Annotated in this window: 11 protein-coding genes; 6 read left to right on the plus strand and 5 right to left on the minus strand. The window is 70.9% G+C overall.

What is annotated here, in order from left to right; translation table 11 throughout:
* Positions 1-353: 353 nt before the first annotated feature.
* The gene (locus IEZ19_RS37415; protein WP_189315848.1) at positions 354-4,361 is read left to right on the plus strand and encodes a S8 family peptidase; all 4,008 of its coding nucleotides are present in this window, start codon (positions 354-356) and stop codon (positions 4,359-4,361) included.
* A 125-nt stretch (positions 4,362-4,486) separates the two neighbouring features.
* A complete protein-coding gene (locus tag IEZ19_RS53805) occupies positions 4,487-4,762 on the plus strand; it encodes a hypothetical protein (protein ID WP_373297116.1) in 276 nt (91 codons plus the stop codon).
* 123 nt (positions 4,763-4,885) lie between these two features.
* On the opposite strand, the gene IEZ19_RS37425 is transcribed toward IEZ19_RS53805, so the two are convergent.
* Positions 4,886-5,239: an ArsR/SmtB family transcription factor gene (locus IEZ19_RS37425; RefSeq protein ID WP_229841285.1), complete on the minus strand. Its 354-nt coding sequence runs from the start codon at positions 5,237-5,239 to the stop codon at positions 4,886-4,888.
* A gap of 60 nt (positions 5,240-5,299) precedes the next feature.
* On the opposite strand from IEZ19_RS37425, the gene IEZ19_RS37430 reads away from it, so the two are divergent.
* Positions 5,300-6,358, plus strand: coding sequence for a cation diffusion facilitator family transporter (locus IEZ19_RS37430; protein WP_189315849.1), 1,059 nt, complete (start codon positions 5,300-5,302; stop codon positions 6,356-6,358).
* Between the two features lie 15 nt (positions 6,359-6,373).
* On the opposite strand, the gene IEZ19_RS37435 is transcribed toward IEZ19_RS37430, so the two are convergent.
* Positions 6,374-6,931 (minus strand): YbaK/EbsC family protein, encoded by a 558-nt coding sequence (locus tag IEZ19_RS37435; RefSeq protein ID WP_189315850.1) that lies wholly within the window; start codon positions 6,929-6,931, stop codon positions 6,374-6,376.
* Between the two features lie 31 nt (positions 6,932-6,962).
* Positions 6,963-7,535: a helix-turn-helix domain-containing protein gene (locus IEZ19_RS37440; RefSeq protein WP_189315851.1), complete on the minus strand. Its 573-nt coding sequence runs from the start codon at positions 7,533-7,535 to the stop codon at positions 6,963-6,965.
* Positions 7,536-7,662: 127 nt separating this feature from the next.
* On the opposite strand from IEZ19_RS37440, the gene IEZ19_RS37445 reads away from it, so the two are divergent.
* Entirely contained in the window at positions 7,663-8,529 is an 867-nt protein-coding gene (locus IEZ19_RS37445) for a DMT family transporter (RefSeq protein ID WP_189315852.1), read from the plus strand.
* Positions 8,530-8,542: 13 nt separating this feature from the next.
* On the opposite strand, the gene IEZ19_RS37450 is transcribed toward IEZ19_RS37445, so the two are convergent.
* Entirely contained in the window at positions 8,543-9,307 is a 765-nt protein-coding gene (locus IEZ19_RS37450; RefSeq protein ID WP_189315853.1) for an acyltransferase, read from the minus strand.
* Positions 9,308-9,415: 108 nt separating this feature from the next.
* Here IEZ19_RS37450 and IEZ19_RS37455 point away from each other — a divergent pair, with 108 nt between their 5' ends.
* Positions 9,416-9,943, plus strand: a complete 528-nt coding sequence (locus IEZ19_RS37455; protein WP_189315854.1) for a gamma carbonic anhydrase family protein — start codon at positions 9,416-9,418, stop codon at positions 9,941-9,943.
* Positions 9,944-10,030: 87 nt separating this feature from the next.
* On the opposite strand, the gene IEZ19_RS37460 is transcribed toward IEZ19_RS37455, so the two are convergent.
* A complete protein-coding gene (locus IEZ19_RS37460) occupies positions 10,031-10,675 on the minus strand; it encodes a DedA family protein (RefSeq protein WP_189315855.1) in 645 nt (214 codons plus the stop codon).
* Between the two features lie 248 nt (positions 10,676-10,923).
* On the opposite strand from IEZ19_RS37460, the gene IEZ19_RS37465 reads away from it, so the two are divergent.
* A complete protein-coding gene (locus tag IEZ19_RS37465) occupies positions 10,924-11,967 on the plus strand; it encodes a lysylphosphatidylglycerol synthase transmembrane domain-containing protein (protein ID WP_373297117.1) in 1,044 nt (347 codons plus the stop codon).
* Positions 11,968-12,055 lie beyond the last annotated feature (88 nt).

Below are 12,055 nucleotides of genomic sequence, written 5' to 3' on the forward strand. Positions count from 1 at the left end.
CTGTGCCGAGTTGCGGGTCCGAGCCCGCCGGCGGTCCCAACCAGGAGTCCGAGCCCGCCGGCGGTCCCAACCAGGAGTCCGAGCCCGCCGGCGGTCCCAACCAGGAGTCCGAGCCCGAGGTACCTCGGGCCACTGCTGAGGAGGACGAGGAGACACGGCCGCCGTGCCGGTACGGCCCGCGCCCGCCCACAGGATTCGAACCTGTCTGACGCGTCCCTACCCACGTACACCCCCGTGAAGGGAGCACCCCCAGCATGCATCCACGAAGATCGGCTGACCTGCCACGTCCGTATGGTGGCGGCAGGCGGCGACATGGCCGGCGGTCCTTCGTCGCCATCGCGGCGGCGGCCGCGTTGGGATTGACTTCGACGGCGTACGCGCAGCAGGCGAGCCCGGTATCCGTCCAGCCTGCGTCGGAGCGGCCGGCGCGGGCGACGCCGTCCGACACGGTCCGGTTGTCCGGCGTCGGCGGCGGAGAACACACCGTCACCTTGATCACCGGGGACCAGGTGAAGTTCAGCAGCATGGGTGGTGACCGGTATCGAATCGATCCGGTCCCGTCCGTACGCGCCGACGGCAGCCAGGCGAGGTTGTACGTGCAGCAGACCCCCGACGGGGTGTACGCGCTGCCTTCGGATGCGATGCCCGCGATCCAGGCCGGACGGCTGGACCGGGAGCTGTTCGACATCAAGTACCTGGCCGAGCACGGGTACGCCGACGACGCGACCAAGCAGACGCCGGTGATCGTGCAGTACCCGAAGACGCAGGCGAAGGCGGCGGTGAAGTCTGCGGCGACCGCGATCCCGGCGAGTACCCCGACGCATGAGCTGACGAGCATCCACGCCGCCACGCTGACCGTCCCCAAGTCCGACACCAGCACGTTCTGGACCGCGGTCCGCGCGGTCCCGGCCCAGGGTGGCGTGACCACCCTGGCGTCGCCGAACGCGTTGCGCGGCGAGATCGCCAAGGTGTGGCTGGACAAGAAGGTGACGGTCACGCTGGACCAGAGCGTGCCGCAGATCGGCGCGCCGCAGGCGTGGGCGAACGGCCATGACGGCTCCGGCGTCAAGGTCGCCATCCTCGACACCGGTATCGACGACGGCCATCCCGATCTGGCTGGGAAGGTGGATGAGTCCAAGTCGTTCGTGCCGGGGGTCGACAGTGTCAAGGACGGGTTCGGGCACGGCACGCACGTCGCCGACATCATCGCTGGTTCTGGTGCTGCCTCCGACGGCAAGTACAAGGGTGTCGCGCCGGGCGCGAAACTGATCATCGGCAAGGTCCTCGACGACACCGGTTCCGGCGATGAGTCCCAGATCATCGCCGGCATGGAATGGGCCGCGACGACCGACGCGAAGATCATCAGTATGAGCCTGGGTACCCAGGTGGGGACCGACGGCACCGACCCGATCGCGCAGGCGGTCAACGACCTGAGCGCCGCCGACGGCAAGCTGTTCGTGATCGCCGCGGGCAACAACGGCCCAGGCGCCGAAACGGTCAGTTCGCCGGGGTCGGCGGACGCGGCATTAACCGTGGCGGCCGTCGACAAGCAGGACAAGCTCGCGAGCTTCTCCAGCCGCGGCCCGCGCCTGGGCAACGAGGCGCTCAAGCCGAACATCGCCGCGCCGGGCGTGAGCATCACCGCGGCTCGTGCGGCCGGGACGACCATGGGCACGCCGGTCAACGACTACTACACCACCGCGTCGGGGACCTCGATGGCCACGCCACACGTCGCGGGCGCGGCGGCGATCATCGCACAGCACCACCCGGACTGGAGCGGCCCGCAGATCAAGGCCGCGCTGATGTCATCCGCGAACGATGACGGGTACTCGGCGTATGAGCAGGGCGCCGGGCGGGTGGACCTGACCCGCGCCGACAGCCAGCAGGTCTTCGCCACCACACCTGACGCCGACTTCGGGGCGGTCACCGACGACAGCACGACGCTGACCCGCCAGGTCACCTACCGCAACTACGGCGACCAGCCGGTCACGCTCACCCTCGCCACGTCCCTGCACAACTCCAAGGGCGAGGCGTTGGACGGCAAGCTGACCGCAAGCGACGCGGCGTTGACCGTACCGGCGAACGGCACCGCCTCGACCACCCTCACGCTGGACCCCTCCGGACTGGTCTACGACAACTACAGCGGCGTCGTCACCGCCCAAGCCGACGGAATTGCGCTGCGGACCCCGGTGGGTGCCGTCAGGCAGGCGCCGATGGCCACGCTGACCGTGCACACCATCGGCCGGGACGGCAAGCCGATCAACCCGTGGGCCCAGGACGTCATCGACATGGACGGTGACAAGGGCGACATCGGCGGTGGATCGCTCGTCGACACCGGTGTCGTCCAGGTCAGGGTGCCACAAGGCACGCTCAGCCTGACCCAGCTGGTCAACTGGACCGACGACGACAACCGCGACAACATGGCGTACCTGTCGCTGCCGGAGTTCACGATCACCGGCGACGCCGACGTGACCCTGGATCTCCGCCAGGCCTCCCAGGTGCAGTTCAGCACCCCCCAACCCGCCGAGCCGCTGAACAACGACTGGAACTTCACCTTCACCCGCACCACCGCTGCCGGCGCCGCCTACCAGGGACTGCTCTGGGACAACGCGCCGATCGGTGCGTGGGGGAAGCTGTGGGCGCTGCCGACCAAGCCGGTGACCAAGGGCAAGTTCCGCTTCACCACCCAGTGGACCCTCGGCCGATCCGAGACCACGATGAGCATCCGCAAGCCCAAGCAGGTCGCCCTGAACGCGGTCTCGCCCATCCACTGGGGCCAGTTCACCGCGCAGACCGAGGACGCTCACCCGGACTTCCGGCGGTTCACCGGCACGCAGGACCTGCAGGTGACGGACGTCGGGATGGCGACACCGGAGGAGATCGCCCAGCGTACCGACCTGAAGGGCAAGCTCGTCCTGCTGGAGGCCGACTACGTCAAGGGGCTTTCCGGTCCCGAGTGCGGTGCGTCGATCGAGCAGATCGGCGCGATCCGCGACGCGGGCGCGGCCGGGGTCGCTATCTTCCCCAACAAGGACACCAACTGCACGATTCCGCTGCACATCGCCCAAAAGCCGTTCACCGGGGAGCCCAAGCCGCTAGGCATCCCGGACGTGTTCTTGTCCACCCGCGAGGGCCTGGCCGTCCGTGACCAGCTCGCGAGCGGGCCGACCACCATCCGGGTGACCGACAACGGCGAGACCCCCTACAGCTACACCTTCAAGCAGTACGAGGAAGGACACATCCCCGCCTCGCTGCACTACACCTACACCAGCCGGCAGCTCGCCCAGGTCGACCTGAACCTGCACGGCACCAGCACCGACATGTACACGCCGTACATGTACGCGTTCAAACAGGACGAAGGAGGGGTGAATATGGCGAGCAGTGTGGCGTTCGGCAGCACTGCCGTCACCGGAGCCAAGACGCACCGCGAGTGGGTCGGCCCGCTCAGCGACGACGTGATCTACGAACAGGGCATCGCCTCCTCAGGGAACACGATCAATGGCTGGCGGTCTGAGGTGTTCGACAAGCCCGTCCGCACCCAGCAGGAATGGTTCCGCGCCCCGGCCACACCGGGCCCGAACATGGCGACGTCCAAGGTCTACTCAATTCCCGGCGCGGACGCCCCCCCGGGCTCGGTGGACCTGGGGTGCTCGATCTGCGTGCAGGGCAACGTCCTGTGGGCCGACCTGAGCAACACCACCGGGGTCGGTGAGGACCACGACATCCTCACCGGCGCGTACAAGCCGGATGGCGCCCTCGAGTCGGCCTACAACCTGCATCTCTACCGTGACGGAAAGGAGATCTCGAACACCCCGCCGGCCGGCTGGGAGGACATCGCCCCCAAGACCCCCCGGTACGTGCTCCCGGACGGCGCCGCGACGTACACCCTGGCCGGCGACGACGGCAAGAACAAGGTCGAGTGGACCTTCCACTCACCGCCGGCGCCCGACATGAAGCAGAACGGCTTCCACTGCATGGCCAACATGTTGGAGGGTTCGACCGAGGCGTGTGACCCGGAGCCGGTGGTGTATGTCAGCTACGACCTCGGCTCCGCCCAGGGCTTGGACAACACCGTGCGTGCGGGCCAGACGCACACCTTCACCGTGCAGGCCTACCACTCGCCGACGACCGGAACCATGCCCGCCATCACCAGCGTGAAGCTGTGGGCCAGCACCGACGACGGCACCACCTGGAAACCGGTGAGCATCCGCTCCACCGGTGACGGCACCTACAAGGCCACCACCACCTACCCCGCCCTCGCCAACACCACGGGCGCCGTCAGCCTCAAGGTCGAGGCCTCCGACGCCGCCGGAAACACCATCAAACAGACCACCACCCGAGCCTTCCAACTCCGACCGTGAACACCTGACCGCGCGAGTTCCCGGGGACGTCGCTCCCCGGGAACCCGCGCGCTTCAGCGTGGTGGCCATACACGGCGATAGACCCCGTGGACATGTCCGTGCCCGAGTCCATTTGTTCACTCCTCATGCCCGGTACATCTCTGATCGGCTACCGGATGACGATCAAGGACTTTCGCCGGATGCTGATCGAGCAAGAGGGTGTGTGCGCCATCCGCGGGGTGCAGCTACCACAACGGGACGATGCGGCAAGTTCCTACTTCCGGGCCGCGCAGTGGCCGCCCGCCTATCTGGTGGGCCTCGGCCTGATCTCCTGGCAGGGCGGCTTCGGCGGCCAGGGCCACATCGCACTGTGGTGGGACATCGCGGTCGTCGCGGTCTTCTCCCTCGGCATCTACTACTGAGCCAAGGCGACCGCGTCCCGGCCCGAGGAGATCGAGGGCAGCATCGAGGAGGTCGTGCTCACCGACGCCCCGGCGCACTGACCCCTCTCCCGGACGGGGTGTCCCGTCAGCCACGGCATCTGCTCAGGTCCCCGTCTCGGTCAGCCGGTGGTCCGCCACCTTCAGGGCCTCGTCCACGAGGCGGCGCAGATGGTCGTGGCGCAGTGAGTAGACCACCCGGCGCCCGTCCTTGCGCGTGGTCACGAGCCCGGCGAGACGCAGCCGGGCCAGGTGCTGACTGACGGCGGGCCGGGCCGCCCCGCACACCTCGGTCAGCGTCGTGACGTCGGCCTCCCCCTCCGTGAGGGCGTGCAGGAGCGTGAGGCGGGTGCGGTCGCCGAGCAGGGCGAGGACTTCGGCGGCCATGGCGAACTGGTCCTCGCCCGGGGTGCGCGGGTGCGCATGATGTGCAGATGACAGGTGCATGCGTGCGCTCATACGCACATAATGGCTTCCATGGGCGTCGCACGTCCATTCCCGCACCGGAAGGGGATCCACGTGAGCGACCGGAACCACCACCACGACCATGGCGACCATGGGCACGCCCACGGGCACGACCATTCCTCACGGTCCGGCCTCGGGCACCGCCTCCGCCATCTCCTCACCCCGCACTCCCACGAGAGTGCCGACAAGCTCGACCCGGCCCTGGAGGCGTCGGCGCGCGGGATGCGAGCGCTGTGGGTCTCGCTGGCGGTGCTCGGCGCCACCGCGCTGGCACAGGCGGTCGTCGTGGTCGCCTCCGGGTCGGTCGCGCTGCTCGGTGACACGGTGCACAACGCCGCGGACGCGCTGACGGCCGTACCGCTGGGCATCGCCTTCGTGCTCGGGCGCCGCGCCGCGACCCGCCGCTTCACCTACGGCTACGGCCGGGCCGAGGATCTCGCGGGCATCGCGATCGTGCTGACGATCGCCGCGTCCGCGGCCTTCGCGGCCTGGGCTGCCGTGGAACGGCTGCTGGAGCCGCGTCCGGTGGCGCACCTGCCGGCCGTGGCCCTGGCGGCGCTGGTCGGGTTCGCCGGCAACGAGTGGGTGGCCCGGCACCGGATCAGGGTCGGCCGGGAGATCGGTTCGGCCGCGCTCGTCGCCGACGGGCTGCACGCGCGCACGGACGGCTTCACGTCGCTGGCCGTCCTGCTCGGCGCGGGCGGTTCCGCGCTCGGTCTGCAACTCGCCGATCCCCTCGTGGGGTTGGCGATCACGGCCGCCATCGCACTGGTCCTGCGGGATGCGGCGCGCGAGGTGTTCCGGCGGGTCATGGACGCCGTGGATCCGGCGCTCGTGGACCGGGCCGATCGGGCGGTGCGGAAGGTCTCGGGCGTGCGCGAGGTGGGCGAGCTGCGGCTGCGCTGGATCGGGCACCGGCTGCGGGCCGAGGTCGCGGTCGTGGTGGACGGCGAGGCGTCGGTACGGCAGGCCCATGCGATCGCCGTCGAGACCGAACACGCCCTGCTGCACGCCGTACCGCGACTCACCGCGGCCCTGGTGCACGCCGATCCCGCACCCGTACCGGGCGAGGCGGACCCGCATCTGGCCCTGGCCCACCACTCGACGGCCTGAGCGGGCGGCGCCCCGTCAGGCGACGCCGAGCCCCTCCAGCACCACCACGCCCGGCAGCTCCGCGAACGCCTTGCCCGGCACCAGGAGCTTGCCGCGGCGGCGGCCACTGCCGACCAGGACATAGGGGAGGTCGACGACGGCCGAGTCCACCAACAGGGGCCAGCCGTCGGGCAGTCCGACGGGGGTGATGCCGCCGTACTCCATGCCCGTCTCACCGGTCGCCGTGTCCATCGAGGCGAACGACGCCTTGCGGGCGCCGAGTTGGCGGCGCACGACGCCGTTGACGTCGACGCGGGTGGTGGACAGCACGACGCAGGCGGCGAGCGTGGTCTCCCCTCCCCGCCTGCCCGCCACCACCACGCAGTTCGCGGACTGTTCCAGCAGGTCGCGGCCGTAGTGCTCCACGAAGACGGCGGTGTCCGCCCACTGGGGGTCGGTCTCGACGTAGATGATCTGGTCGGCGGGAGTGCCGCCGCTCCAGGCCCGTACGGCGTCGGCGACCGGGCCGGTCAGCTCGTCGAGGCAGTCGGGGGCGGGGACGGCGGTCTCGAAGGTGCCGATGGGTGCACGCATGACCGCACGCTAACAGTCCCGGGGCGACCGCTCAGCGGACGGGCGGCACCGAGACGGCCATGATCATCTCCGTGGGCACGTCGCCGGCGTTGCCGTAGGTGTGCGGAGTGTCGGCCTCGAAGGAGACGCTCGCCCCCGCCGGCACCCGGTACTCCACCGCGTCGACCGTGAGCGTCAGCTCGCCCGCGGTGACGTGGAGCAGCTCGACCGTCTCGGCGGGGTGCGGGTCGGAGTCGCTGCTCTCGCCCGGCATCAGCCGCCACTCCCACATCTCCAGCGGACCGGGCGCCTCGGTGCCGGCGAGCAGGAGGTTGTAGCTGCCGGCGTCGGTGTGCCACAGCCGTACGGCCTGGTCGGCGGGGACGACACGGACCTTCGGGCCCTGTTCGTAGTCGAGGAGGGTGGTGATGCTGATGCCGAGCGCATCGCCGATCTTGACCACCGTGCCGATGCTCGGGTTGGTCCGGGCCTGCTCGATCTGGATGAGCATGCCCCGGCTCACGCCTGCCCGGGCGGCGAGCACGTCCAGGGTGTAGCCGCGCACCGAGCGCCAGTGCTTGACGTTGCGCGCCAGTGACTGGGTCAGCAGGTCGAGGTCCGACACGTTCCGTCCATGATTCCGTCGAGTGATCCGATGGGCCAGGTCTACTATTTTTGATTGCCGCGTTCAATTGACTGAACTACGGTGGGATGCACCCGACCGTTCATCGAACTGTACTGCGAGGCGACCCGTGACAGCACTCTTCGCGCTGGCCACCAGCCTCCTGTGGGGCCTTGCCGACTTCGGCGGCGGGCTGCTCACGCGGCGCGCTCCCGCACTGACGGTGGTCGTCGTCTCCCAGGGGATCGCGGCGGCCGTCCTCGGCGTGGTCGTGGTGGCGACGGGCGGCTGGAGCGAGGCCGGGCCACGGCTGTGGTTCGCCTTCGGGGCCGGCCTGGCCGGGCCCGTGGCCCTGCTCGGCTTCTACAAGGCCCTGGCACTCGGCCCGATGGGTGTCGTCTCCCCGCTGGCCACGCTGAGCGTCGCCGTCCCCATCGGCGTCGGCCTCTTCCTCGGCGAGCGGCCCGGGCTGCTCCAGGTCGCGGGCATCGCCGTCGCCGTCACCGGCGTCGTCCTCGCGGGCGGGCCGCAGCTCACAGGCGCGCCCGTGCAGCGGCGGACGATCCTGCTCACGCTCGTCGCCGCGCTCGGTTTCGGCACGGTGTTCGCGCTCATCACCGAGGCGTCGACGACCGTCACCGGTCTGTTCCTCGCCCTGTTCGTGCAGCGTGTGACCAGTGTCGCCGCGGGCGGCGCCGCGCTGTACCTGGCACGGCGCCGAGCCCCCGCGCCGGCAGTCGGCCTCCCCGGGTACGGCATCCCGTGGGCCTCGCTGCCGGCGCTCGCCTTCGTCGGGCTCGCGGACGTCGCCGCCAACGGCACCTACTCGGTGGCCGCGCAGCACGGCCCTGTCACGGTAGCCGCCGTGCTCGCCTCGCTCTATCCCGTGGTGACCGCCCTGGCCGCGCGCGGCTTCCTGAGCGAACGGCTGCGGCCCGTCCAGGCGGCGGGCGCGGGGCTCGCCCTGCTGGGGACGGTGTTGCTCGCGACGGGCTGAGACCCGGCGGTCGTCAGCCTTCGGCCTCCAGCTCGGCCAGCCGAGCCACGCCCTCCTCGTCCAGCTCGGCCAGTGCCAGCAGCTGCTGCGGTGTGACCCCGTCCGGGATCGGCACCGGCGCGGGTGTGCGCAGCGGGGGCTGCCAGCCGTCGCCGGGCGTCCAGCGCCGTACGACCCGAGCGGGCGCTCCGGCGACCACGGCGTGGTCGGGCACGGTCCCGCGGACCACCGCGCCGGCCGCCACGACCACGTTCCGGCCGATCCGCGCGCCCGGCAGGATCACGGCGCCGGTGCCGATCCAGCACCCCGGACCGATCTCCACCGGTTCCATCCGCGGCCACTGTCTGCCGATGGGCTCGTGCGGATCGTCGTACGAGTGGTTCGTGGACGTCACATAGACGTACGGCCCGAAGTAGCAGTCGCTGCCGATGGTGACCGTCGTGTCGGCGATGACATGGCTGCCGCGGCCGAGCACGACGCCGTCGCCGATGCGCAGGATCGGCTCGGGGCCGAGGTCGAGGTCGGGCATCAGGCCGGCGGTCAGGGTGACCTGCTCGGCGACGATGCAGTGCGAGCCGAGGTGGATCCACGGTTCGCCGAACACCGTGCCGAGCGGGAAGGCGAGCCTGGTACTCGTTCCCATCGCGCCGAAGCGGAACCCCGCGGGGTGCTCGGCCGTGACGGAGCCCGTGCGCTGCACCCAGGACCAGGCCTTGTGGACGGCACGCTGAGCCACTCGGGCCCGCCAGGACGAGAACGTGTTCTTGCGCTTCGGCACGCGCTCACGTTACTCAGCGGTCGCCCGCGGCGAGAGGGTGGGCCTCTGTGATCTTTGCCCCACCCCGTGTCGTACGGTGCGTCGTACTACGGACACGAGGAGACGGTGATGACGCAGAAGGCGCTGATCGTGGGGATCGGCGGGAGGGAACCGCAGGTGGACGCGGACGCGTTCGTGGCGCCGACGGCCTCTGTCATCGGAGACGTCACGCTGCGGGCCGGTGCCAGCGTCTGGTACGGGGCGGTGGTGCGGGGCGACGTCGAGAAGATCACCGTCGGGACGGACGCGAACGTGCAGGACAACGTGACCCTGCATGCCGACCCCGGGTTTCCGGTGACCGTCGGGGAGCGGGTGTCCATCGGGCACAACGCCGTGGTGCACGGGGCGACGGTGGAGGACGACTGCCTGATCGGTATGGGGGCGACCGTGCTCAACGGGGCGGTGATCGGGGCGGGGTCGCTCGTCGCGGCTCAGGCGCTGGTGCCGCAGGGGATGGTGGTGCCGCCGGGGTCGTTGGTGGCGGGAGTACCGGCGAAGGTGCGGCGGGAGCTGAGTGCGGAGGAGCGGCAGGGGGTCACCCTCAACGGCACCGTGTATGCGGAGCTGGCCAAGGCGCATCGCGGGGTGCACGAATAGGACCGTTCGGCGGGTGGGCGTGGGGGTTCGGCGCGCCAACGCGGCGGGAGCCGCACGGGGAACACGGCCCCGCGCCCCTTCGGGCCTCTAGTCACCCACGCCGACCGGCTCCGCCTCCTGCCGGGATTCCTGTGCCTTCTTCGCCTTGCGCCTGATGAGCAGCATGGACGTCAGGCCGATTAGGAGTGCCGCGACCAGGCCCAGGTACGAGAACCTCTTCAGCCAGTCCTCGGCCACGATGCCCACGTAGTAGATGACCGCCGTCGTGCCGCCGGCCCAGCAGATGCCGCCCAGCAGGTTGGCGGTCAGGAACTTCCAGTACGGCATGTGGAGCACACCCGCGAGCGGGCCGGCGAAGATACGGAGCAGGGCGACGAAGCGGCCGAAGAAGACCGCCCACATGCCCCACTTCTCGAAGGACCGCTCGGCGGTGGCGACGTGCCCCTCGCTGAAGTGCCTGGGGAACTTCCTGCCCAGCCAGGCGAGCAGCGGGCGTCCGCCCTTGCGGCCGATGACGTAGCCGATGGAGTCGCCGATCACGGCGCCGGCCGTCGCGCACACACCCAGGACGACCGGGTTGATGCCGGAGTGCTGGGAGGACAACAGCGCCGCCGAGACCAGGACGATCTCGCCCGGCAGCGGGATGCCCAGGCTCTCCAGCCCGATCACCAGGCCCACCAGGGCGTAGACGGCGGCCGCGGGCACGGTGTCGAGCCATTCCTGGACGTGCAACGCCGGTTCCTCCCCAGTCGCGTGCTTTTTCCCGGGGCGCGCTTCGCGGAGCGCACCTACGGGAAGGCTACCTGGTCACCGGTGGCACGCGGTGTCCGCGAGCCTGCCGTGCGGCACCGTTCCGCCGACCGTCCTTCGGTTTTCGGACATCCGCCAGTCATCCGGAGCGGGAAAGCTCCCCGCGGTCTCCCCGCCTCGCTTCCCCAGGTCGTCCGCGTGCGGCCCGATGTGGAAGGACGACGTGCCCCGTGTCCTCACTGTCCCCGGTGTCCGCACCGCCCTCCGACTCCCCGCTCGCCCCGCTGTCCCCGCTCACGGCGGCCTGCCCCGACGCCCCGGCCGCTCCCCCGGCGTCCTTCATGGCGGCCCGCCCCGTCCGCCTCGCCGTGTGCCTCGCTCCCCTCGTCCTGGTCGTGGTCTGGGGGCTGCTCAACCGGCCCCTGATGTACGAGGGCGTCACCCGGATGGCTTCGGCCGATCCGGGGTGGCTGCTGGCCGGGGTGGGCTTCACCTGCCTGGGCTGGGTCGCCGCCTCCTGCGTACGGCAGGGCGCGCTTCCTGAGCGGTTGCCACCGGGGCTGCTGCTGGCGTCGCAGTTCGCCGCCGGCGCCGCGAACCACGCGCTGCCCGCGGGCATCGGCGCGCATGCCGTCACCCTGCGCTTCCTGCGCGGGCGCGGGATCCCGCTCGACCGGGCCACCGCCTCGCTCGCCCTGTACTCCCTGGTCAAGCCGATCGCCAAGACGATCGTGCTCGTGGTGTTCCTGGCGGCCTCCCCGGCGGGACAGCGGCTCGGTGAACTGGTCCCGGACGGGCGCACCCTGGTGACGGTGCTCGCCGCCGTCGCCACCGCGCTCACCGTCGCGGGCGTGCTCCTGACGGTCGTACGGCCGTTGCGCCGTCCGGTGACCACGCTGCTGCGCACCGCCCTCGCCGACGCGCGACTGCTGCACACCCGGCCCTGGCGGGTGCTCGCGCTGTGGGGCGGGGCGGCGGCGATGCCACTGCTCCAGGCGTGTGTGGTCGCCTCGGTGGGGGCCGCCATGGGGCTGCCCCTGTCGTGGGCCGAGGTGATCCTCGCGTTCCTGGCGGCGGGCACCGCCGTGGGGGCCGTGCCCGCGCCGGGCGGGCTCGCGGTGGACGCCGCGCTGGTGTTCACGCTGGTGGCGTTCGGCTCCCCGCTGGCCGTCGCGACGGCGACCGTGATCGGGTTCCGGGTGCTGACGGACTGGGTGCCGCTGCTGCCGGGCGCGCTGGTGCTGTCGGCGCTGATCCGCACCAAGGTGCTTTGAAGGCTCCCCCGCTTTGAAGGCGGGGGATTCCCGTCCGGCCTTGCGGCCGGACGCCCCTTGCGGGGCGCCTTCGGGCGTGTGTGGGGAT

Origin of the sequence: Streptomyces brasiliensis, assembly GCF_014647875.1 — a bacterium.
Taxonomy (GTDB): Bacteria; Actinomycetota; Actinomycetes; order Streptomycetales; family Streptomycetaceae; genus Streptomyces; species Streptomyces brasiliensis.

Excerpts from the sequence above, each read along its gene's own strand:
- IEZ19_RS53805 (WP_373297116.1), top strand. The coding sequence starts at position 4,487 with ATGCCCGGTACATCTCTGATCGGCTACCGGATGACGATCAAGGACTTT.
- IEZ19_RS37425 (WP_229841285.1), bottom strand. The coding sequence starts at position 5,239 with ATGAGCGCACGCATGCACCTGTCATCTGCACATCATGCGCACCCGCGC.
- IEZ19_RS37435 (WP_189315850.1), bottom strand. The coding sequence starts at position 6,931 with ATGCGTGCACCCATCGGCACCTTCGAGACCGCCGTCCCCGCCCCCGAC.
- IEZ19_RS37455 (WP_189315854.1), top strand. The coding sequence starts at position 9,416 with ATGACGCAGAAGGCGCTGATCGTGGGGATCGGCGGGAGGGAACCGCAG.